The sequence below is a fragment of the Actinosynnema sp. CA-299493 genome (assembly GCF_050946825.1).
GTDB lineage: Bacteria > Actinomycetota > Actinomycetes > Mycobacteriales > Pseudonocardiaceae > Actinosynnema.
Window position 1 is genome coordinate 5,914,949 of the sequence record NZ_CP191993.1, and the last position, 23,157, is coordinate 5,938,105.

A 23,157-nucleotide genomic window follows, 5' to 3' on the forward strand; every position below is an offset into this window, starting at 1 on the left:
CGAGCGCCCCTCTCCCACCGCCGAGGCACGCGGCCGTCGCCGACGCAGGACCCGGTGGCGGTCGCGCTGTCGACTCAGACCGACGGTGGGCGGACGCTGTCCCGGGGCACGAGCGTCGGGCTGGACGCGCGCCGGGTCTCGTCGACCGCGTTCCCCTCGATCTGGGTGATCAGGAGGTCCAGGGCGTCGCGGGCCACCTCGGCGAAGTCCGGCCGGACGGTGGTCAGCGGTGGGATGAAGTACGCGGCCTCGGGCACGTCGTCGAAGCCGACCACGCTCACGTCGTGGGGGACCCGCCTGCCGCGCTCGCTCATCGCCCGGAGGATGCCGAGCGCCAGGTGGTCGTTGGCCGCGAAGATCGCCGTGACCTCGGGCATCCGCGCCAGCACCTGACCCGCCCGGTACCCGGAAGCGGCGCTCCAGTCGGCGGACATGAGCGGCGGCACCTCCGCGCCCACGGCCTCCAGCGCCGAGCGCCAGCCCTCGATCCGGCCGGCGCTGTCGAACCAGTCCGGCGGACCCGAGACGTGCCACACCGTGCGGTGGCCCGCCTCCAGCAGGTGGGCGGTGGCGGCGAACGCGCCCGCCGCCTGGTCCACGGTCACCAGCGGGGTCGAGCGCTCGGCGTCGCCGTCGACCATCACCAGCGGCACGCCGGGTGACACGGCGTCCACCGCGTCGTGGGCCGAGGCGGTCGGCGCGATGACGACGATCCCCGCCACCCGCTGGTCGCGGTGCCGCTCCAGGGCCGTGGTGATCGACTCGCGGTCCAGCACGTCCACGCGGTGCGCGGTCACCACGAACCCCGCCCGCACCGCCACCTGCTCGAACGCCGCCAGCAACGAGACCGGCCCGCACAGGGTCGTGTTCTGCGCCACCACCCCGATCAGCTGCGAGCGACCCGTCACCAGCGCGCGGGCGGCCCGGTTCGGGCGGTAGCCCAACTCCTCGATCGCCGCCTGGACCCGTGAGCGCGTCTGCTCCTGGACGTACGGGTGCCCGTTCAGCACTCGCGACACCGTTTGGTGCGAAACCCCGGCGAGCCGGGCGACGTCGGCCATCGCGGGCGCGCTGGATGTCCTGTTCCCCACTAATGTCCCATCTGCGCAGAACCGGCCGCGACGCCCACGACAGCGGGCACCGCGGGACCGGACCGCGGACGGCCGTCGGCCGCCACGGCGAGCCGGGCGCGGGTCGGTGGTCGGAACGGGCACGCCGGAAGCGACCGCGCTCATCGGGGATTGGTGCCGAGCAGTCGACATCGGGGCCGATCGACAATGATCAGCAAGTCAATGTAGCCATATTTCAAGCGGCCGGTCAACGCGCCCGCACGCTAAATATCCGGGTGCGATTTTTAGCTCCGAAAACCGGCCCGCAAGTGTTTCGGGCCCGTGCCGACCGCGAGCCGCCCAGCCCTCTGTTCGTGCCGCTTTCGGATTCACGCGGCCCGGCGCGCCGCCGGACGGCAATGGGCGCACGACGAGAGGCGGCCCGGGAACTCCGGGCCGCCTCGTCGTGCCTGATCGTCCGCGGGTCACCCCGACCGGTCGTGGTCAGGCGGTCGTGCAGGTGGCGTTGCCGAGGGTGTAGCCGGCGGGTTTGGCGGTGTTGCCGGTGTGGGTGGCCTGGAAGCCGATCCCCACCGACGCGCCGGGCGCGATGGTGGCGTTGTAGGAGACGTTGCGGGCGGACACCTGCCCGGACGTCGGCGAGTAGGTCGCGTTCCACCCGGAGGTGATGGTCTGGCCGGACGCGAGGGTGAAGGTCAGGGTCCAGCCGGTGATGGCGGCGGTCCCCGTGTTGGTGATGGTGAGGTCGGCGGTCAGGCCGGTGTTCCAGGCGTTGGTGGTGTTGGTGACGCGGCACGCGCCGGGTTCCGGCTGGCCCGTCGTCGTCGTGGTTGTCGTCGTTGTCGTGGTGGTGGTGGTGGTCGACGTCGTGGTCGTGGTCGTGGGACCGCTCTGGAACTGGGTGAAGAACCGCCACGTCTCGGCGGGCAACCAGGTCCGGGAGCCGCTGTCCCCGGTGGCGCCGTCCTGCGGTGCGGCGATGTGACCCTCGTCGAACGCCGCCCACACCACCGGGTAGCCCTCGCGGCACCCCGAGTAGGTCGTGGTCACGTGGGTCAGGCTGCCCTGCGCCGGTTCACGCGGGCTCTGGGCGGTGCAGCCGTTGTTGGCGACGAAGCGGTCCCGCATCGACCGGCCGCCCGCGATGCCCAGGACGTTGTCCCGCAGGCCGTGCGCCGCGAGGTAGGCGATGGGTCGGGTGCCTCCGCTGCACCCGCTGAGCTGGCCCACGGCGTAGACGGCGACCGCGCGGAAGACGTCCGGCCGGGCGCACGCGACGGCGTAGCTCATGGCCGCGCCGTAGCTGAAGCCGAGGGCGAAGCGCTGGGTGGTGTCGACGCAGAGGCCGGCGTCGAGCTGCCGGTTGATGTCGTCGACGAGCGTGATGTCCTCGCCGCCGCTGTTGGCCCACCCGTTGTTCAGGCCTTGTGGCGCGACGAAGACGGTGCTGTTGTCGGCCAGGCGTTGGAGCCCGTAGTACGCCCAGACGTCCGTCTGCACGGTACGGCCGGTGGCGACGTCGACGGCCGAGCCGTTGAGCCAGTGGAAGCCGAAGACCACCCGGTACGGGCGGTTCACGTCGTAGTTGTCCGGGACCCGCAGGATGTAGCTGCGGGACTTGCCGCTGCTCGTGATCGTGATCGTGCCGCTGCGCAGCGACGGGGCCTTCCCGCACCCCGCGGTCGCCGCGGTGGCGGTCACTTCCGCCGCCGAGGCGCGCTCACCGAGGTCGCCGCTCAACACCGTGCCGACCGAGGCCACGACGAGCAGCGCCGCCGCCGCGACCGAACCCAGGATCGACCTGCGCTTCATCACCACGCGACTCTCCCTTCTCCCGGGCCGTTGCCCGCGCTCGCTCAGGACGTGGAACACGGCGTGCCGTTGAGGGTGAAGGAGGCCGGCTTGGCGGTGTTGCCGTTGTGGGTGGCCTGGAAGCCGATGCCGATCGAGGCGTTGGGCCCGATCGCCGGGTTGTAGGCGACGTTGCGCGCGGTCACCTGCCCGGACGTGGGCGAGTAGGTGGCGCTCCACCCGGAGGTGATGGTCTGCCCGCTCGGCAGGGTGAAGGCCAACGACCAGCCGTTGATCGCGGTGGCGCCGGTGTTGGTGATCGTGAGGTTCTCGGTGAGGCCGGTGTTCCAGGCGTTGACCGTGCCGGTGACGCGGCACGAGCCTGAACCACCCGGCGTCGTGGTCGTGGTCGTGGTGCTGGTGGTCGTGGTCGACGTGGAGGTGGACGTGGAGGTCGTGGTGCTGGTCGGGTCGCCGGGTCGGTCCAGGCCGAAGAACGCGACGGCCTGGGCCGCCATCCCGCCGGAGGGCAGGGTGTGGCCGGCGCCCTGGATGCTGTAGGCCTCGACCTGCGTGGTGCCGGACGCGTCGTTGTAGCGGCGGCGGTTCCAGTTCGCCTGCGGGGTGTCGGTGGACGACGGCGTCTGGCTCAGCCCGAACACGTCGGTCCACTGCTCGACGCTCTCCTGGAGCAGCGAGTACGGCACGAGGGTGTCGTTCGTGCCGTGCCAGAGCTGCACGCGCGGCCGGACGCCGGTGTAGCCGGGGAACACCTGGCGCACCGCGTCGCCCCACTGCTGCGGCGTGCGGTTCGCTCCCCCGCTGCCCGTGCACCTGCTGCTGCCCGGCGGGTAGTCGGCGGCGTTGGCGAAGCAGTTGAACGGCACGCCCATGAACGCCGCGCCCGCCTTGAACACGTCCGGGTACAGGGCGAGCATGTGGTTGGTCATCATGCCGCCGGAGGACGACCCGGTGGCGAAGACGCGGTTCGGGTCGCCGCCGTAGCGCTGCTGGACGTGGGTCACCATCGACACGATCGACACCGGGTCGCTGCCGCCGCCACGTCGCTTGGCCGCGTCGGACCAGGTGTCGAAGCACTTGCCGAACCCGGCCTGCTGCTCGGCGCTGGGGTAGATGACGACGAACCCGTGCCGGTCGGCCAGCGACGCGAACTCGCTGCCCGAGTAGAAGCCGGGGCCGGTGCCGCCGCAGCCGTGCATGGCCACCACGATCCCGGGGTTGGCCGGCCGGGAGTCGGGCACGTAGACGTGCATCCGCATCCCACCGGGGTTGGCGCCGAAGTTGGTGACCTCGGTCAACGACGCCGCCGACGCGGGCGTGGAGGCGACGGAGACGAGGCCGGCCACGACCAGTGACGTCGCGGCGGCGAGTAGCAGACTCGGTTTGACCTTCATGCGCTTGACTCCTTCGGTTCGCGCACGGCCGGACAGGGCGCTCGCGGCGGGTCGGTGCGACCCGCGGTGCGGCGGCGGAGATCCACGCGTGGACGTGTCCGGCGGTTGACCAGCCGGCGCGATCGAGCGCACGGTCCCGGCTGATCGGACCCCGCCCATCGTGTGACAGTTAGACTGCCGCCCGGTCAAGAAACTGTCAATCGACTGTCTCGACCGGCGGGCGTGGCCCGTGCGGCGGATCACGGCCCGGTTAGGGTCGGTGGGGACGACCTGTCCGAGCCACCGCCGGAGCCGCCGTGACCAGCCCGTACGACATCGAGGAGATCTTCCCGGACGACGCGGTCCGGCTCCCCCGGCGGCAGTCCGGCAACTCGCCCCAGGGCCTGACGGTGACCCTGCTGGCCGACTACACCCTGCGGACCGGGGCCCGGCTGCCGTCGGGCGCGATCGTGGCGCTGCTCGCCGAGGCGGGTGTCAGCCACGCCGGAGCGCGCACCACCATCAGCAGGCTCGCCCGTCGTGGTGTCCTCGAAGGCAGCAAGCAGGGCCGCAACAGCTCCTACCGGCTCACCGCAGCCGCCGCGCTCAACCTGGCCGCCGGCGGTCGGTCCATCGTCGCCGCGGCCGCCGCCGACGAGCCCTGGGACCACCGGTGGACGTTGATCGCCTTCTCACTGCCGCAGGACGAGGTCGCGCGCCGGCGCGAACTCCGCAGCCGGCTGCGCTGGCACGGCTGCGCGCCCCTCTACGACGGCCTCTGGATCTCGCCCCACGACATCACCGACAAGACCCGGGCACAGCTGGTCGAGCTCGCCTCCGGCGCCATGACGGTCTTCCGCGCGCGCCACGTCGACCTCGGCGTGGCCGGCCGCGACCCCCTCGACGCCTGGGACACGACCGCCATCGCAGGCCACTACGACGCCTTCATCCGGCGCTGGCGCCCGCTGCTGCCCGAGATCCACACCTCCCTGATCACCGGGATGGAAGCGGTCCGCGCCCGCACCGAGGTCATGGACACCTACCGCCGCCTGCCCATCCTCGACCCCCGGCTGCCCCTCGAACTGCTCCCGCCGGGATGGCCGCGCGAACCCGCCCGCGACCTGTTCACCGCCGTCTACGACGGTCTCGCCGGCCCGGCCCAGGACCACGTGCGGGCCGTCGCGAGCCGGTTCACCGCGGACCCGCTCACCGACGTGCGGGCGCACACCGTCGCGGACGTGCTCGCCGGCCTGCACGGCGCCTGGGAGCCGACCGCCGAGCCGGGCCGGGCCGGATCACCCACCGAGAGTTGACCGGGCGGTCAGGGTTGGCCGCGGTCGAACTGGTCGTGGTCGAGCGGACCGTGGTGGAACCAGTCGAACCAGGCGGTGCCCTCGGTGACGTACATGCCGATCACCCGCCCGGTGAAGCCGGTGGCGACCTCCGTGGACAGGTACCGGCCGTCCAGCTCGGCCAGCGGCTCCGGGTCTTCGCCGACGTGGAAGGCGAGGTAGTCGGGCGCGGCGACGTGCAGGCCCGCGGGCTCCTCCCCCTCCGGCCACCGCCGGGCCGGGCGGGTGGTGATCACGAGGGTCACCGGGCCCAGCGGCACGGGGCGCGTGGCCACCACCTGGCGCAGTGGTCCGATGCGGGCGATGACCTCGGCCTGGCCGTCGGCCACCTCCAGGTCGTAGTGGTGGCCCTCGTCCAGGCGCACCGACAGGCCGGCTCGACCGGCGGCCGGGTCCAGGAGGACGGCGGTCCGGCTCTCGACGTGCTGCTGCCGGCGGCCGACGAAGGTGCAGCCCGGCCGGTCCAGCGTCGAGCCGGTGGCGTGCAGCGCGAGCCACCCGCGCCGTTGCGCCAGCGACCACGAGCCGTCCGGGCGCGAGCGCGGCGAGATCCACCGCGGATCGAGGTCGAGGTCGTCGAAGTTGTCCCGCCCAGGGGCCGCTTCCAGCGCTCCTCCGCCGACCGGCGCCCGTTCCCTGAGCTCGACGGGGCCGACCCGGGGCCAGTCGTCCTCCCACCGGACCGGGGTGAGGAACGTTTCCCGGCCCAGGACGTGGAACTTGGGGCTGTACCCGACGGGACGGGTCGCCAGCAGCACCATCCACCACTCGCCGGTCGGCGTGGTGACGAGGTCGGCGTGGCCGGTGCTCTGGATCGGCCGGCCCGTGCTCCGGTGCGACAGGACCGGGTTGACCGGCGCCGGCTCCCACGGCCCCCGCGGCGAGCGGGCGCGCGCCATGGCCACGGTGTGGCCGCGCTCGGTGCCGCCCTCCGCGATCATCAGGTACCACCACTCCCCGACCCGGTAGAGGTGCGGCGCCTCCGGCCACTGCAACCCGGTGCCGGCCCAGGCGGGCTCCGGTCCTTCCAGCACCTTCCCCGCCTCGGGGTCGATGCGGGCGATCTGCACGCCGTTGAAGGTCGGGCCGTGCGCGCCGGCGAAGGAGCACCAGCAGTTGCCGTCCTCGTCCCAGGCCAGGTCCGGGTCGATGCCGGGCAGGTCGATCCACACCGGGTCCGACCAGGGACCCTCGGGGCGTTCGGCGGTGACGATGAAGTTGCCGCCGTGCGACACGTTCGTGGTGATCAGCCAGAAGCGGCCGTCGTGGTGCCGGATCGTGGGCGCGTAGACGCCGTCGGACGCCATCGCGTCGGCCGGCAGCGGCAGTTGCGACGGGCGGTCCAGGACGTTGCCGATCTGCCGCCAGCCCACCAGGTCGCGGCTGTGGAAGATCGGCACGCCCGGGAAGTACTCGAAGCTGGAGCACACCAGGTAGTAGTCCTCCCCCACCCGGCACACGCTGGGGTCGGGGTGGAACCCGGGGATCACGGGGTTGTCGTAGTACGACGCCTCGGACTGCGGTGAGGTCATGGTTTCCCTTGTTGTGCGAGGGGCTTCAGCCCTTGAAGGCGCCTTCGAGGATGCCCGCGACCATCCGGCGTCCGACCACGACGAACAGCACGACCAGCGGGATCGTGGCGAGGAAGGAGCCGGACATGGCCAGGCCGAGGTCGACGTCGAGGCTGTTCTGGAGCGCCTTGATGGCGATCTGCGCGGTGTAGCGCTCGGGTGACTTGAGCACGATGAACGGCCACAGGAAGTCGTTCCAGGCGGTGATGAACCCGAACAGGCCGAGCACGAACGCCGCCGGCCGCACGATCGGGAACGCGATGCGCCAGAACACCTGCGCGGTGCTCGCGCCGTCGATGCGGGCCGCCTGCATCAGCTCGTCGCTGATCGTGGCCGAGATGTGCTGGCGCATCCAGAAGATGCCGAACGCGCTGGCCAGGCCGGGCACGATCAGCGCCTGCAACGTGTCGACCCACCCCAGCTGGGACATGATCATGTACTGCGGGATGACCGAGAGCTGCGTGGGCACCGTCATGGTGAGCACCACGACCACGAACAGGCTGTTGCGACCGCGGAAGCGCAGCTTGGCGAAGGCGAACCCGGCCAGCGAGCACAGCACCGCCTGACCGACGCCGATCGCGGTGGCCACGGCGAGGCTGTTGAGCAGCGACTGCACGAACGGCACCGTGTCCAGCACCAGGCCGGCGAGGTGGAAGAAGTTGCCGCCGGGCACGACCTCGGGCGGCATCTCCGTCGCGGTCGCCGTGTCGGTGGTGGCGACGATGAACATCCAGTACAGCGGGAACAGGCACACCACGGTGGCCGCGGACAGCAGGAGGTAGGTCCACCAGCGGACCCGGCCGGGGCCCCGGCCGCGCGTCGAGGTGCTCGTCATCGGTCCGCCTTGATCCGCGTGGACAGCACGAAGTTGATCGCGGCGATGGCCACGACCATGACGAACAGCGCGACCCCGATCGCCGAGCCGTAGCCGAACTCGAACTGCCCGAAGCCCTGTTCGTACAGGAACAGCGTCAACGTCTGGCACTGCCGCACCGCGCCGCAGGTCAGCCCCGACCCGGTCAGCAACGGCTCGGTGAAGATCTGCAAGCCGCCGATGGTGGACGTGACCACGGTGAAGATGATCACCGGCCGCAGCGCGGGGACGGTGATGTGCCGGAAGAGCTGCCACGGCCCCGCGCCGTCGATGGCGGCGGCCTCGAACACCGACCGCGGCACCGATTGCAGCGAAGCGAGGTAGAGCAGCGTGGTGTAGCCGAACCACCGCCAGGTCACCATCGTGGCGATGAGGACGTGACTGCCCCAAGTGGACTGGACGAAGTCCACCGGTTCGACCCCGACCAAGCCGAGCACCCAGTTGAGCAGCCCGTAGTCGCGGTCGAACAGCTGCGCGAAGACGACGGCGGTGGCCGCGACCGACGTGATGTAGGGGACCAGGACCGCCATCCGGAAGAACAGCGCGAACCGCAGCCGGGCGTGGTTGAGCACGTGCGCCAGCACCAGCGCCAACAACAGTTGCGGCACGGTGGACAACGCCCAGATGCTCACCGTGTTGCCCGCGGCGTTCCAGAACCGCGGGTCGGCGAACATGCGGGTGAAGTTGTCCGTGCCGATGAAGACCTGGTCGCCGATGGGGTTCCAGTCGAACAGCGCCACGTAGAACGTGAACAGCAGGGGGAACAGCCCGAACACCCCGAACAGGACGAAGAACGGGGCGATGTAGGCGTACGGCGACAGGCGTTCGGCCAGCCCCCTGCCCCGCGGGGAGGCAGGGGGCGGCAGTGCCGCCGACGGCGCCGGTGTGAGCGTGGCGGTCACGGTCGTCACTCGCCGATGGCGGTCTTGATGTTGCTGACCGCGTCGTCCCACGCGGTGGCCGGGTCGCCGCCGGCCTGCTCGACGTTGGTGATGGCGTCGAGGAACTCCTGGCCGATGGCGGCGCTGTCGGGACCGATGTAGAACGGCTTGAGGCCCAGCAGCGAGTCGGTGTAGATCTTGCCCGTCGGCGCGTCGGAGAAGAACGGGTCCTTGCCGGCGGTGAGCTTGGCGTCCTGGTAGACCGAGGGCGTGGAGGGCAGGGCGCCGACGCGGGTGAAGTGCTCCAGCTGCCCCGCGGGCGACTGCATCTCCTTGATGTAGTTCCAGGCGGCCTGCGGATTCTTCGCGCCCTTGGGGATGGCCAGGTAGCTGCCTCCCCAGTTGCCGGCGGCGCCGGGGATCTTGGCGATGTCCCACTTGCCCTTGGTGTCGGGGGCGGTGCTGCGGATGCTGTTGAGCATCCACGACGGCGCGGACACCGCGGCGTACGAGCCCTGGCCCATGCCGGCGCTCCACGCGCTCTCGAACGAGGACTGCCCGGCGGTGATGCCGGAGGTGGCCGCCTTGATGCCGAGGTCGAACGCCGCCTTCACCTGCGGGTTGGTGCGGTAGACCAGCTTGCGGTCCGCGCTGTAGTACTTCTCCGACACCTGGTTGACCGCCTGGTAGAACACGCTGGTCGCCGCGTTGTCGGTGAACGCCTTGCCGGTGGCCTGCTTGTAGCGCTTGCCGGTTTCGATGAAGGCGTCCCACGTCGGCCACAGCGCGCTCACGGCCTCGCGGTCGGTGGGCAGCCCGGCGGCGGCGAACAAGTCGGTCCGGTACGCCACGGCCATGCCGCCGACGTCGGTGGGGACCCCCAGCACCTCACCGTCCTTGGCGACGCTCTGCTCCCACACCCAGTCCAGGTAGTCGTCCGCGATGTCGTCGGCGCCCAACGTCCGCAGGTCCACGAAGTTCTGCGGCTGGTCCACGAACTGCGGCAGGTTGTCGCCCTGGATCAGCACCAGGTCGGGCACCTTCCCGCCGGCCAGCGCGGTGGTCAGCGACTGGGCGGTCTCGGTGGAGGTGCCCACCTCGGTCAGCTTGATCTGGATGTCCGGGTGCTTCGCCTGGTACGCGTCCACGGTCAGCTTCTGGTTGATCGCGGAGAACGACCAGAACTCGAAGGACTTGCCGTCCCCTTCTCCGCCGCCTCCGGTGCCGGGTGTGCAGGCGGTCAGGAGGGCCAGGACCGCGGCGGCGCTGAGCAGGGGCAAGCGGAGTGTCACGACGCTTCTCCAAGGTGTGCGTTAACTGGCGGCACCGCCACCGCGCGGTTGGCCACCGCAGGCAGGCGATCGCGTGAACCGGGCCGAGTCCGCGCCGCACCGTGCGACCGAAAGTTTCGGCTTCAGCTCCGATTGTTAGCGCTCACGACAGTAAGCTGTGTCACAGGACCCGTCAAGAACCGTTGCCCCGCCCGCGATCCCCCGACCACGCCCTTTGCCGCCGACCTGTCGGCAACACACTTTGTGAACGCGAACTATCTAAGATCTCGTCGACCCTCCCGGTGGTCGCGGTGGCGGTCCCTGCCGGCCACCACCGCGACCACCGCGCACCGGCTACGCGGTGAACTGCCACCAGTTGAGGTTGAACAGGTAGCCGCTGCCGCCGGTGTAGCGGAGGTAGAGGTCGCGGGTGCCCGTCGCACCGCTGATCGGGCACGAGACCGTGGTCCAGGTCTGCCAGCCGCCGGTGGCCGAGACGCCGCAGCGCCCCACCACCGCGCCGCTCGGGCTGTCCAGCCGCACCTCGACGGTGCCGCCGGCGCCTGCCGAGGCGACCCGCGCGCTGAACGTCCTCGCGCCCGAGCCGAACGCGGCGCCCTTCACCTTGGTGTAGTCGCCGTTCTCGATCCAGCCGATGTTCATCCCGCCCTCGGAGGACGGTTCGGTCTCGATGCCCGAACCCCAGGCGATCGTCTCGGCCTCCTGGCGGACGAAGGGGTTGAGGGTGCCCGCCTGCGGTGCGCCGCCCGTGGTCATGTTGATGGTCGGGATGGTGCCGTCGGCGTTGTAGGCGAACCTCTCCACCGCCACCGAGCGGGTGAAACCGCCGCCGCCGGACAGGGCTCCGTTGTGGTAGAAGAAGTAGGAGCTGCCCTTGAAGTCGACGATGCCGGCGTGGTTGGTGAAGCTGGCGCCCTGGGTGGGCATGACCGTGCCGCGGTAGGTCCACGGCCCGGTGGGGCCGGGTGCGGTCGAGTAGGCGATGAACTCCGAGCAGCACTTCGCCGCGAACACGTTGTAGTACAGGCCGTTGCGCTTGTAGACCCAGGGGCCTTCCTCGTAGAGGGTGGGCCGGTTGGCGTCGCCGGCCCGGGAGCCGAAGCCGGCCGCGGTGAGCGGGATCTGGGTGGGGCCGCCGGAGAAGGAGGTCATGTCGGCGTTGAGCCGCACGTACCACAGGTTCGGGTTGCCCCAGTACAGGTACGCCTGACCGTTGTCGTCGATGAAGACGGTGGGGTCGATCTCGCCGTTCTCCACCAGCGGGCGGCCGATGGCGTCGCGGAACGGGCCGGTGGGGCTGTCGGCGACGCCCACGCCGATCGCCATCCGACCGGTGGCGCGGTTGACCACGGGCACGTACCAGTAGAACTTGCCGTTGCGCGCGATCGCCTGCCCCGCCCACGCGTCCTGCTTGGCCCAGGCGAACGTGCCCACGTTCATCGGCGACCCGTGGTCGGTCCAGTTCACCATGTCGTCGGAGGACCAGACCCGCCACTCCTTCATGGTGAACCAGGTCGAGCCGTCCTCGTCGTGGCCGGTGTAGAGGTACACGCGTCCGTTGTGGACCAGGGGAGCCGGGTCGGCGGTGTAGATGTGCTGCACGATCGGGTTGTCCGCCTTGGCGAGCGCGGGCGCGAGGGCGAGGGCGCAGAGGACCGCGGTGAGCAGCGCGCCCACCCGTCGTGCGAGCGCCGAGGGGGACCACGTCGATTTCACAAGAGACCTCCGGAGGTGCATCGGTCGGCGGCACGTGTCGGGCGCCGCGGCCTTCGGCGCCGTCGGGCGCGGGTCCGCTCCGACGCCCCTCCCCGCCGCGCCGCCGGCGGCGATCACGGCGGCGCCCGGCCAGGCGGGGTCGCGCCGGGAGCGGAGCGGCCTTGAATCCCCTGCCATGTAACTACGCCCCGGCGATGCCGTCAAAGCTAAAAGTGTGAGCGCTAACTTTAGCGCCCTGCCCCCATCCGGCCTACCGACTACGCCAGCACCATTCGAGCCGAACAAGCTCGGCTAAAAATGTTTGCGCTAACTTTAGCAAGGGCGACGAATTCACCGTCGAACGGCATTCGAACTGACCATGCCACCCGCCAGGGACCGGGCGGGCCACCGAGACGTCTCGCCCACCCCCGACACACGCCCTACCTGCACGAAAATTTTTCGTTACGTCTTGACCGAGCGTGTGTCATCCTTCACAGTCGGAGAGGCACGACGCGCGCTCACCGCGAAAACTACCGCAACTCAATGCCGGCTCATTTGCATCGAGTCTGCCCGAGCCCGAAGTTGTTAACGCTAACAGATAACCGGGCGCGTGTCGGCCAGTGCCCCTGCCACCGCCGAACAAGACACGCGGTGTGCTGATCCGTGAGGACACGTGATGAACCATTCGATACGAGCGGTCATTCGGCCGACGCCCTCGCGTCGACCGAGAACAACGGCGTTGCTGCTCGTCGTAGGACTCGTCGCCACCATGATGACGGTGGCGTTCGACGGCCTGGCCCTGGCGGGTACGACGCTGGGCGCCTCGGCGGCGGAGAAGGGCCGGTACTTCGGTGCCGCCATCGCGGCCGGGAAGCTCGGCGACTCGACCTACACGACCATCCTGAACCGCGAGTTCAACCAGGTCACCGCCGAGAACGAGATGAAGATGGACGCGACCGAGCCCAACCAGGGCCAGTTCACGTTCGGCAACGGCGACCGGATCGTCAACCACGCCATCAGCCGCGGCATGAAGGTGCGCGGCCACACCCTGGCGTGGCACTCCCAGCAGCCGGGCTGGATGCAGCGCATGGAGGGTTCGGCACTGCGCCAGGCCATGCTGAACCACGTCACCCGCGTCGCCACCTACTACCGGGGCAAGATCCACTCCTGGGACGTGGTGAACGAGGCGTTCGCCGACGGCGGCAGCGGTGGCCGGCGTGACTCGAACCTCCAGCGGACCGGCAACGACTGGATCGAGGCGGCGTTCCGCGCCGCGCGGGCGGCCGACCCGGGCGCGAAGCTCTGCTACAACGACTACAACACCGACGGCGTCAACGCCAAGAGCACCGGCATCTACAACATGGTGCGCGACTTCAAGGCCCGCGGCGTGCCGATCGACTGCGTGGGCTTCCAGTCCCACCTGAGCAACTCCGCGCCGTCGGACTACCAGGCCAACCTCCAGCGCTTCGCCGACCTCGGCGTCGACGTGCAGATCACCGAGCTCGACATCTCGGGCTCCACCCAGGCCACCGCCTACGCCGCCGTCACCAGGGCCTGCCTCGCCGTCGCCCGGTGCACCGGCATCACCGTCTGGGGCATCCGCGACAGCGACTCCTGGCGCACCGGCCAGAACCCCCTGCTGTTCGACAGCAGCGGGAACAAGAAGGCCGCCTACACCTCCGTCCTCAACGCCCTCAACGAGGGTTCCAACCCCCAGCCCGGGGTCATCGACACGACCGCCTGGTACGTGCTGGTGAACCGCAACAGCGGCAAGGCGCTGGACGTCTACAACCTGGCCACGAACGACGGCGCCCGCATCACGCAGTGGGCCCGCAACGACGGCAACCAGCAGCAGTGGCAGTTCGTCGACTCCGGCGGCGGCTACTACCGGGTGAAGTCCAGGCTGTCGGGCAAGGTGCTGGACGTCCACAACTTCTCCACCGCCGACGGCGCCGCCATCGTGCAGTGGGCCGACGGCAACGGCACCAACCAGCAGTTCCGCGCGGTCGACTCGACCGGCTACATCAGGTTGGTCAACCGCAACAGCAACAAGGCCGTCGAGGTGCAGGGCGCGTCCACCGCCGACGGCGGCAACGTCGTGCAGTACAGCGACTGGGGCGGCGCCAACCAGCAGTGGCAACTCGTGCGCGTCGGCTGATCCGGTCCGACTCGGCGCATCGCCGGCAGCACCTTCACCGGCGGGCGCTGGACGAAGGACATCAGCCACGGCGAGCTGCTCCGCTCCGGGAACGACCAGGCGCTGCCCATCGACCCGTGCCGGCTCCAGTTCCTCCACCAGGGGCTGCCCCCGACGCGAGTGGTGAGCACAGCCGACTGCCGTACCGCCTGGGTCTGCCGACCCAGGCGGATTCACCCTGCTGACCGGCCGGAGCCCTCGCACGCCGTGCGGGGGCTCCGGCCGCAACGCCGCTCGGAAGCGGCAGGTAAGGAGCTGTCATGTCTGTCCCCGACCAACTCCCACGGCGCCTCGCGCGCAGACGTGGCCGGTTGTCGCGGATGGCCGCGGTGCTCGCCGCGGTCGTGCTCGGAGGTGTGATGGTCGTCTTCAGCTCGGCGACCAGTTCGGCGGCGACCGTCGACACGACCGCGTGGTACGTGCTGGTCAACCGCACCAGCGGCAAGGCGCTCGACGTCTACAACTTCTCCACCGCCGACGGCGGACGCATCACCCAGTGGACCCGTGGTGACGGGGCCAACCAGCAGTGGCAGTTCGTCGACTCCGGCGGCGGCTACTACCGGCTCAAGTCCAAGCACTCCGGCAAGGTGCTGGACGTCTCGAACTTCTCCACCGCCGACGGTGCCGCCATCGTCCAGTGGGCCGACGGCAACGGCACCAACCAGCAGTTCCGCCTCGCCGACTCCGACGGCGGCCACGTGCGCCTGATCAACCGCAACAGCAACAAGGCGGTCGAGGTGCAGAACGCCGCCACCACCGACGGCGCGAACATCGTCCAGTACAGCGACTGGGGCGGCGCCAACCAGCAGTGGCAGCTCGTCCGCGTCGGCGGTGGCGGCACCACCACGACGACCACGACGACGACCTCGCAGCAGCCGGGCGGGCAGTACACCAACCCCGTCGTGTGGCAGGACTTCGCCGACGTCGAGGTCATCCGGGTCGGGGACGCGTACTACCTGACCGCGTCGACCATGCACTACTCCCCCGGCGCGCCGGTCCTGCGCTCCTACGACCTGGTCAACTGGGAGTTCGCCGGTCACTCGGTGCCGTCCCTGGACTTCGGCACCAAGTACGACCTGACCAACGGGCAGCGGGCCTACGTCAACGGCATCTGGGCGTCGACGCTGCAGTACCGGCCGAGCAACAAGACCTACTACTGGGCCGGGTGCATCGACTTCAACGACACCTACATCTACACCGCGACCAGCGTCGAGGGGCAGTGGAACCGGCACGCCCAGATCGACAACTGCTACTACGACGCGGGCATGCTCATCGACGACAACGACACGATGTACGTCGCCTACGGCAACAGCACCATCAGCGTCGCGCAGCTGTCCGCCGACGGGCGCAGCCAGGTCCGCGCGCAGCAGGTGTTCCAGACCCCCTCGAACATCGGGACGCTGGAGGGCGCGAGGTTCTACAAGCGCAACGGCAGCTACTACATCTGGCTGACCCGACCCGCCAACGGGCAGTACGTGCTCAAGTCGGACAACGGACCGTTCGGCCCGTACACCGTGCGCCAGGTGCTGCTCGACCTGCCCGGCCCCATCCCCGGCGGCGGCGTGCCCCACCAGGGCAGCCTGGTCCAGACCCAGAACGGGTCCTGGCACTACATGTCGTTCGTGGACGCCTACCCCGGCGGCCGGGTGCCCGCGCTGGCCCCGATCACCTGGACCTCCGACGGCTGGCCGACCCTCCAGACGGTCAACGGCCGCTGGGGCGTGAACTACCCCTCGCCGCTGCCGACCCGGCCGGTCAAACCCCTCACCGGGACCGACACGTTCACCGGCACGGCCCTCGGCCCGCAGTGGGAGTGGAACCACGACCCCGACACCACCAAGTACTCGGTGAACAACGGGCTCACGTTGCAGACGGCCACCGTCACCAACGACCTCTACGCCGCCCGCAACACCCTCACCCACCGCATCCAAGGACCGACGTCCACGGCCACGATCGAGCTGGACTACAGCACCATGCGCGACGGCGACCGGTCGGGCCTGGCGATGCTGCGGCAGTCCTCGGCCTGGATCGGCGTCAAGCGCGACAACGGCCAGACCCGCGTGTCCATGACCAACGGCCTCGCCATGGACGGCAGCTGGCGCACCACCAACACCGGCAGCGAGGCCGCGGGCGCCGCGATCAGCGGGGGCCGGATCTGGCTGCGGATCAACGCCGACATCCAACCGGGCGCCAACCGCGTCGCCCGGTTCTCCTACAGCACCGACGGCGTGAACTTCACCCCGCTCGGCCCGACGTTCACGCTGAACAACGCCTGGCAGTTCTTCATGGGCTACCGCTTCGGCATCTTCAACCACGCCACGCAGTCCCTGGGCGGCGCGGTGACCGTCCGCAAGTTCGACCTGACCACTCCCTGACCCGGGAGGCGGGACCGTCCACATGACGGCCCCGACGCGACGCGGCGACCCGCCCGGAACTCCGGACGGGTCGCCGCGTCGTCAGGCTCAGATGAAGCGCCAGAGGTGGTCGTTGGTGCCGTTGTCGTCCCAGATGACGATCTGCGCGCCACGTGCGGTGGAGGCGCCGTTGACGCCGAGCACCCGCCCGCCGTTGCCGCACTGGATGCGGAAGTAACCGTTGGCCCCGTGCCGCAGCCGCCACTTGTGGTCGTTCGTGCCGTTGTCCGCCCACTGCAACACCCGGGCGCCGTTGGCGGTGCCGGCGTTCTCGACGCCGAGGACCTTGCCGCTGTTGGAGTTGCGCAGCCGGAAGTACCCGTCCGGGTCCACGACGGCGGTCCAGAGGTGGTCGGCGGTGCCGCTGTCGTCCCACTGCACGACCAGGCCGCCGTCGGCGGTCGACATGTCCTGCACGCCCAGCACCAGGCCGCTGGCCAGGTTCTGCACGCGCCGGGCGCCGGCGGGCACGAACCGCCAGCGGTTGTCGGAGGTCCCGTTGTCCGGGTCCTGCACGGCCTGCGCACCCGCCGTCGTGGCGCCGTTGAGAATGCCCAGCAGCTTGCCGCTGTTGCCGTTGCGCAGCTTGTGGGTGCCGTCACCGTTGTCGACGATGGTCCACTTGTGGTCGGCGGCGCCGCTGTTGCTCCACTGCAGGACCCGCGCGTTGTCCGCGGTGGACGCGTTCTCCACCCCGAGGACCTTGCCGCTGTTGCGGTTGCGCAGCCGCACGGCGCTGCCGTCGGCGATCAGCTCCCAGTTGTGGTCCGCGGTCCCGGTGTCGTTCCACTGCACGGCGAGGCCGCCGTCCGCGGTCGACATGTCCTGCACGCCCAGGACCAGGCCGGTGGCCGCGTTGACCAGCCGGTAGCCGGCGTCCGAGCCGCCACCGCCACCGCCGTTGGTGCTCCAGTAGACGGTGTAGTTGTGGCCGTGGGCGTCGTAGAACGGCCCGAGGTTGACCGTCGCGCCGTCGGCCCGGGCGGTGAACGCCAGGCCCGAGGTGCCGGTGCGGGTGATCGAGGTGGTGTCCAGCGCGGGCAGCCTGGACAGGGCGGTGTTGCCGTAGTTGCCCGACAGCACGACCGGGCCGAAGGTGATCGCGGCCACGGCCGGGTTGTCGTTGGCGGGCTGCACGACCGCCCGCATCGGCAGGCGCAGGGTCACCACGTCACCGGCGGCCCACGTCCGGGTCAGGGAGGCGTAGGTGCCCGGCGTCGTCGCGATGTCCTGCGCCACGCCGTTGACGCCGACCGTCGCGCCGGTGGTCCAGCCCGGGATGCGCAGGCGCATCGTCCACGACCCGCTCGCGTTGCCGGTCACGGTCAGCGTGGTGGTGTCGGATGCCGGGTAGGTCGTGGTCTGCGTGACGGTGATCCCCCGCTGCGCCCAGGTCAGCACCGACGGCGTGTACAGGTTCACCGTGAGCGTGGTGCCGTTGTGGAAGTAGATGGAGTTCGCCAGCGAGGTGTTGACCTCCAGGGCGGTGCCCTGGCAGCACCAGAAGGTGGTGTAGTCGGTGCTCCAGTTGCCGCCGCCCCAGGCCGGTCCGGTGTTGCCGCGCCGGTGGCCGGGGTTGAGGCCGGTGAAGTAGCAGATGTGCCCGTGCGGGTCGGCCGTGTTCTGCTGGCCGAGGAGGTGGTTGAGCAGCCCGCGCTCGTAGAAGTCGAAGTAGGAGGCGCGGTTCGGGTCCAGCAGCCACAGCTCACGGGTCAGCTTGAGCATGTTGTAGGTGTTGCACGCCTCGGCCGTGTCGGTGTTGAGGTAGGAGGCGATGGCGTTGGGCGCCCGGAAGTGCTCCGCCTGGCTGTTGCCGCCGATCACGTAGGTGTGCGCGCCGACGGTGATGTTCCAGGCGTTGGACGCGATGTCCCGGTAGCGGGTCGTCCCGGTGGCCTTGTACTCGCGGGCCGCGCCGATCCACTTGGGCACCTGCGTGTTGGCGTGCAGACCGCTGAGCCGGTCCTGGTTGGCCGCCAGCGGGTCGAACACGGAGGCGTGGTCGAACCGCTGCGCCGTCGCGAGCCAGCGGGAGTCGCCCGTCTGCTGGTACAGGTCGGTCAGCACGGCGTTCATGCCGCCGAACTCCGTGCCCAGCACCCGCTGCATCTGGCTGTAGGACAACCGCGCGGTGCGCCAGTCCACCCAACCCGCGAACCTCAGCAGCACGTCACGCGCCTGCGTGCTGCCGATGTGCCGCCACACGTCCAGCAGGCCGGCCAACGTCTTGTGCAGCGAGTAGTACGACACCGACTTGGGCGAGCCCGCCTCCATCGCGTCGAAGTCCGACTCCGGGAACCCGGACAGGTACCCGGTGTTGAACCCGGCCGCCGCGTTGTTCGCCTGGCACTTGGCCAGCTCGGCGACCACGTAGTTGGCCCGGTCCCGGCAGGTGGTGTCGCCGAGCACCGCCCACGCCTGCGCCCACGCGCTGAGGAAGTGCCCCTGGCTGTGGGTGCGGAACGGGAAGTTCGGCGCCTCCCAGCCGCCCAGCGCCGCCGCGCCCTGCGTCGAGAGGCGGTGGTTCGCGCGGAAGTTGTAGAGCAACCGGTTGACGTCGACGAACTTCAGGTACGTCAGCGTCCGGCTCTGGTTCTCCATCCAGCGGCCGGGGCTCAGGCGCACCTCGCCGAGGTCGAACGGGTGGGCGGACACACCGAGGTCGCCGCGGGCCGGCGGCACCGACGCCGCGGCCGCGGACCCCGAGGTCAGGCCGGGCACGGTCGTCGCGACAGCCGCGACGCCGACGGCCTGCAACAACGTGCGGCGGCTCAGGGGTGACGACATGAGCTCTCCTGTGGGTTGTGGAGGTCGACCGGCCGGGACGTCGCGCCGCGGGCACGGCGGTGCGACCGGCAGGGACCTGTCGGCGGAGGGAGATCTGGTACGACGTGGCAGAGCGGGCGCGACGGGCCGGCGCGTGGGAGCGCCGCGATCCGACGACCGCCGGGCGGTAGGGCGGTCGAACGGTCAGGCGGTCACGACGTCCGGCTCGCGACGAGGATCGCGCCGTGCCGGAACGTGTGCGGTGTGCCGTGTGCGTCGCATCGAAGTCCCCAACGTCGTCGTTGACGGGCGGTCGTGCCGGCGGATGCGTGACCGAGTGGGCCCGGTGGCCCGGCTGTCAGCACAGTAGCCATCGCCGGAGCCGGGCGTCAACGCTGCGAGGGCGCTAAATGTTCACGCTCACTTTAGCGCCCGCAGCGCTCTCCGATCGTCGAACTTCACCCCGAGCTGCTTGTTTACCGGAAAAATCTCACCTCATGCCGTGACCGAATCGGGAGAGGAGCACCTCCACGAGTCGAGCTGTGTGAGCGTGAACATCAGGACGGACCGCGTCGGCGACCACCACCGCGGTCCGTCACCCGGCCCCGCTCAGTCGCCGCTGGAGAAGGCGGCGTCGAAGGAGGCGGTCGGCGCGTCGAACGCGTTGCGGCGCACGAACTCCAGCGCTTCGGGCGCGCCGATCAGGCGGTCCATCCCGGCGTCCTCCCACTCGACGCTGATCGGGCCGTCGTAGCCGATGGTGTTGAGCATCCGGAACGCCCGCTCCCACGGCACGTCACCGCGCCCGGTGGAGACGAAGTCCCAGCCGCGCCTCGGGTCGGCCCAGGGCAGGTGCGAGCCGAGGCGGCCGTTGCGGCCGTCGCCGACCTGGCGGCGGGCGTCCTTGCAGTCGACGTGGTAGATCCGGTCGCGGAAGTCCCGGAGGAAGCCGATCGGGTCGAGGTCCTGCCACACGAAGTGCGAGGGGTCCCAGTTGAGGCCGAACGCGGGTCGGTGCCCGATCGCCTCCAGCGTCCGGACGGTGGTCCAGTAGTCGTAGGCGATCTCGGAGGGGTGGACCTCGTGCGCGAACCGGACGCCGACCTCGTCGAACACGTCCAGGATCGGGTTCCACCGGTCGGCGAAGTCCTGGTAGCCGGCGTCGATCATCGACGGTGGCACGGGCGGGAACATCGCGACGGTCTTCCAGATCGAGGAGCCGGTGAAGCCGACGACGGTGCCGGCGCCGAGCTTGGCGGCGGCCCGCGCGGTCGCCTTCATCTCCTCGGCCGCGCGCCCCCGCACGCCCTCGGGGTCGCCGTCGCCCCAGATGCGCGGGGACAGGATGCCCTGGTGCCGCTCGTCGATCGGGTCGTCGCAGACGGCCTGGCCGGTGAGGTGGTTGGAGATCGTCCACACCTTCAGGTCGTGCTTGGCCAGGATCGCCAGCCGGTCGGCGACGTAGTCGTCGTCCTCGGCGGCGCGCCACGGGTCGAGGTGGTCGCCCCAGCAGGCGATCTCCAGGCCGTCGTAGCCCCACTCGGCGGCCAGCCGGGCGACCTCCTCGAACGGCAGGTCGGCCCACTGGCCGGTGAACAACGTGATCGGACGCGCCATCTCGTTCTCCTCTCAGACGTCTTGCCAGGTGCGGGACGCCGCGCTCGCCTCGACGGCGGCCAGGACGCGTTGCAGCTGGAGCCCGTCGGCGAACGACGGGGCCGGGTCGGCGTCCGCGGCGATGGCGCGGACGAAGTCGACGGCCTGGTGGGTGAACGCGTGCTCGTAGCCCAGGCCGTGGCCGGCGGGCCACCAGGCGTCGACGTAGGGGTGCTGCGGCTCGGTGACGACGATGCGGCGGAAACCCGCCACCGCCGCGTCGTCGCCGCCGTCGTAGTAGTGCAGGACGTTCATGTCCTCGAAGTCGAACGCCAGGCTGCCCGCCGAGCCGTTGACCTCGATGCGGATGGCGTTCTTGCGGCCGTTCGCGAACCGGGTCGCCTCGAACGAGCCGAGCGCGCCACCGGTGAACCGGGCCAGGAACAGCGCGGCGTCGTCCACCGTGACCGGCCCCGTGCGGTCCGACACGGCGGTGCCCGACAGCCCGGAGTGCTCGGCCGCCAGCGGCCGTTCGGACACGAACGTCTCCAGCGTCCCGGACACCTCGCGGACGGTGTCGCCGAGGATGAACTGGGTGGCGTCGACGATGTGCGCGCCGATGTCGCCCAGCGCGCCCGACCCGGCCCGCTCCTTCTGCAACCGCCACGACAGCGGCGCGGCCGGGTCGACGATCCAGTCCTGGAGGTACTGGGCGCGCACGTGGTGGATCCGACCCAACCGGCCCTGCGCCACGAGTTCGCGGGCCAGGGAGAGCGCGGGCACGCGCCGGTAGGTGAACCCGACCATCGCCCGCACGCCCGCCGCGGCGGCACGGGCCGCCGCCTCCACCATCGCCTCGGCTTCGGCGACGGTGTTGGCCAGCGGCTTCTCGCACAGCACGTGCTTGCCCGCTGCCAGCGCCGCGACGGCGATCTCGGCGTGCGTGTCGCCGGGCGTGCAGATGTCCACCACCTGGACGTCGTCCCGGTCCAGCACGGCCCGCCAGTCGGTCACGGCCTCCGCCCAGCCCAGTCGCGCGGCGGCGGCCTCGGAGCGGGCCCGGTCACGGCCGCACACCACGGCCATGACCGGGCGCAGCGGCAGGTCGAAGAAGCGGGGTGCGACGCGCCACGCCTGGGAGTGGGCGGCTCCCATGAAGGCGTGGCCGATCATCGCGATGCCCAGCGTCCCTGTCGTCACGGCGGTGGTCTCCTAGGACTCGAAGGCGGTGGGCAGGTAGCGGTCGACGTTGTCCTTGGTGACGACCGGGGCGAACAGCTCGACCTGGCGCGGGACCTCCACCTCGACCAGGTCGCCGAGGCTCTTGCCCTGCACCGCCAGCCGCGCCAGCCGGATGCCGTCCGCGCCCTGGGTGGAGGGGTAGACCACGGTCGCCTTGTGCAGGCCGTCGGCGGCCTTGATCTCCCGCATGACGTTGGCCGAGCCCGCGCCACCGACCATGAAGAACTCGCTGCGGCCGGAGTTCTTGATCGCCGCCGTGACGCCGACGCCCTGGTCGTCGTCGTGGTTCCACAGGGCGTCGATGCGCGGTGCGGCCTGGAGCAGGTTCGCGGCGGCCCGTTCTCCGCTCTCCACGGTGAACTCGGCGGCCACCCGGTTGTTCACCTTCAGCCCGCAGTCGCCGAGGGCGTCGGCGAAGCCCTTGCTGCGGTCCTGCGTCAGGGGCAGCGAGTCGATGCCGGCGATCTCGGCCACGACCGCGTCGGACTTGCCGCCGAGCTCCTGGCAGATGTAGGTGCCGGCGGAGACGCCCATGCCGTAGTTGTCACCGAGGACGGTGGAGCGCGCGGCGAACGGGCTGCCGAACTCGCGGTCGACGTTGATCACCGTGATGCCGGCCTTCATCGCCTTGAGCGCCACCGGGGTCAGCGCCGCGCCGTCGAACGGCAGCAGCACGATCGCGTCCACCTTGTCGTTGATGAACGTCTCGACCTGGCTGATCTGGAGGTTGACGTCGTTGGTGCCCTCCACCACCTTCAGCTCGACGTCGGAGTACTTCGTCGCCTCCGCCTTGGCGGCGTTGGTGATCGCGGCCATCCAGCCGTGGTCGGCGGCAGGCGCGGAGAAGCCGATGACGACCTTCTCGCCGGGCTCGTCGTTGGCGACCCGGGGGCCGCCCTGGTCGCCGGTGCCCGCGGCGGGCTCGGGGGTGTTGCCCGTGCAGGCGGTGAGGACGAGGCCGACCGACAGTGCGGCGACGAGACGGGTTGTTGCCTTGCGTGACATGGGACTGCTCCTCGGGA

General features: G+C 70.6%; 16 protein-coding genes. 4 read left to right on the forward strand and 12 right to left on the reverse strand.

Annotated features, from left to right (window positions below; genetic code table 11):
* Positions 1-74: 74 nt before the first annotated feature.
* The 3 genes from ACQPYE_RS24775 to ACQPYE_RS24785 all read right to left on the reverse strand — a co-directional run bounded on the left by ACQPYE_RS24775 (position 75) and on the right by ACQPYE_RS24785 (position 4,276).
* Positions 75-1,061, reverse strand: a complete 987-nt coding sequence (locus tag ACQPYE_RS24775; RefSeq protein ID WP_498714777.1) for a LacI family DNA-binding transcriptional regulator — start codon at positions 1,059-1,061, stop codon at positions 75-77.
* Positions 1,062-1,553: 492 nt separating this feature from the next.
* Entirely contained in the window at positions 1,554-2,882 is a 1,329-nt protein-coding gene (locus ACQPYE_RS24780; protein WP_498714778.1) for a CE1 family esterase, read from the reverse strand.
* A 44-nt stretch (positions 2,883-2,926) separates the two neighbouring features.
* Positions 2,927-4,276 carry an extracellular catalytic domain type 1 short-chain-length polyhydroxyalkanoate depolymerase gene (locus tag ACQPYE_RS24785; RefSeq protein WP_498714779.1) on the reverse strand — a complete coding sequence of 450 codons (1,350 nt, stop codon included), beginning with the start codon at positions 4,274-4,276 and terminating at the stop codon, positions 2,927-2,929.
* 296 nt (positions 4,277-4,572) lie between these two features.
* Between ACQPYE_RS24785 and ACQPYE_RS24790 the strand changes: the two genes are divergently transcribed.
* Complete coding sequence (locus ACQPYE_RS24790; RefSeq protein WP_498714780.1) at positions 4,573-5,568, forward strand: PaaX family transcriptional regulator; 996 nt, start codon at positions 4,573-4,575, stop codon at positions 5,566-5,568.
* 8 nt (positions 5,569-5,576) lie between these two features.
* Here ACQPYE_RS24790 and ACQPYE_RS24795 read toward each other — a convergent pair whose 3' ends face one another.
* The 5 genes from ACQPYE_RS24795 to ACQPYE_RS24815 form a co-directional block, all read right to left on the reverse strand.
* Positions 5,577-7,139, reverse strand: coding sequence for a glycoside hydrolase family 43 protein (locus tag ACQPYE_RS24795; RefSeq protein ID WP_498714781.1), 1,563 nt, complete (start codon positions 7,137-7,139; stop codon positions 5,577-5,579).
* Between the two features lie 25 nt (positions 7,140-7,164).
* A complete protein-coding gene (locus ACQPYE_RS24800) occupies positions 7,165-8,013 on the reverse strand; it encodes a carbohydrate ABC transporter permease (RefSeq protein WP_498714782.1) in 849 nt (282 codons plus the stop codon).
* Complete coding sequence (locus ACQPYE_RS24805) at positions 8,010-8,963, reverse strand: carbohydrate ABC transporter permease (RefSeq protein WP_498714783.1); 954 nt, start codon at positions 8,961-8,963, stop codon at positions 8,010-8,012. Before ACQPYE_RS24805 ends, ACQPYE_RS24800 begins: the two co-directional genes overlap by 4 nt.
* Complete coding sequence (locus ACQPYE_RS24810; protein WP_498714784.1) at positions 8,960-10,225, reverse strand: extracellular solute-binding protein; 1,266 nt, start codon at positions 10,223-10,225, stop codon at positions 8,960-8,962. The genes ACQPYE_RS24805 and ACQPYE_RS24810 overlap by 4 nt, the downstream gene beginning before the upstream one ends.
* A 333-nt stretch (positions 10,226-10,558) precedes the next feature.
* Positions 10,559-11,941, reverse strand: coding sequence for a glycoside hydrolase family 43 protein (locus tag ACQPYE_RS24815; RefSeq protein WP_498714785.1), 1,383 nt, complete (start codon positions 11,939-11,941; stop codon positions 10,559-10,561).
* Positions 11,942-12,689: 748 nt separating this feature from the next.
* Here ACQPYE_RS24815 and ACQPYE_RS24820 point away from each other — a divergent pair.
* The 3 genes from ACQPYE_RS24820 to ACQPYE_RS24830 all read left to right on the forward strand — a co-directional run bounded on the left by ACQPYE_RS24820 (position 12,690) and on the right by ACQPYE_RS24830 (position 16,492).
* Positions 12,690-14,078 carry a glycoside hydrolase family 10 protein gene (locus ACQPYE_RS24820; RefSeq protein ID WP_498722980.1) on the forward strand — a complete coding sequence of 463 codons (1,389 nt, stop codon included), beginning with the start codon at positions 12,690-12,692 and terminating at the stop codon, positions 14,076-14,078.
* A gap of 75 nt (positions 14,079-14,153) precedes the next feature.
* The gene (locus ACQPYE_RS24825; protein ID WP_498722981.1) at positions 14,154-14,477 is read left to right on the forward strand and encodes a hypothetical protein; all 324 of its coding nucleotides are present in this window, start codon (positions 14,154-14,156) and stop codon (positions 14,475-14,477) included.
* Positions 14,378-16,492: a family 43 glycosylhydrolase gene (locus ACQPYE_RS24830; RefSeq protein WP_498714786.1), complete on the forward strand. Its 2,115-nt coding sequence runs from the start codon at positions 14,378-14,380 to the stop codon at positions 16,490-16,492. Before ACQPYE_RS24825 ends, ACQPYE_RS24830 begins: the two co-directional genes overlap by 100 nt.
* 87 nt (positions 16,493-16,579) lie before the next feature.
* Here the strand turns inward: ACQPYE_RS24830 and ACQPYE_RS24835 are convergent, their stop codons facing one another.
* The 4 genes from ACQPYE_RS24835 to ACQPYE_RS24850 form a co-directional block, all read right to left on the reverse strand.
* Positions 16,580-19,318 (reverse strand): beta-L-arabinofuranosidase domain-containing protein, encoded by a 2,739-nt coding sequence (locus ACQPYE_RS24835; protein ID WP_498714787.1) that lies wholly within the window; start codon positions 19,316-19,318, stop codon positions 16,580-16,582.
* Positions 19,319-19,906: 588 nt separating this feature from the next.
* Positions 19,907-20,914 carry a sugar phosphate isomerase/epimerase family protein gene (locus tag ACQPYE_RS24840; RefSeq protein WP_498714788.1) on the reverse strand — a complete coding sequence of 336 codons (1,008 nt, stop codon included), beginning with the start codon at positions 20,912-20,914 and terminating at the stop codon, positions 19,907-19,909.
* A 12-nt stretch (positions 20,915-20,926) separates the two neighbouring features.
* Positions 20,927-22,066 (reverse strand): Gfo/Idh/MocA family protein, encoded by a 1,140-nt coding sequence (locus tag ACQPYE_RS24845; protein WP_498722982.1) that lies wholly within the window; start codon positions 22,064-22,066, stop codon positions 20,927-20,929.
* 39 nt (positions 22,067-22,105) lie between these two features.
* Positions 22,106-23,140, reverse strand: coding sequence for a substrate-binding domain-containing protein (locus ACQPYE_RS24850; protein ID WP_498714789.1), 1,035 nt, complete (start codon positions 23,138-23,140; stop codon positions 22,106-22,108).
* Positions 23,141-23,157 lie beyond the last annotated feature (17 nt).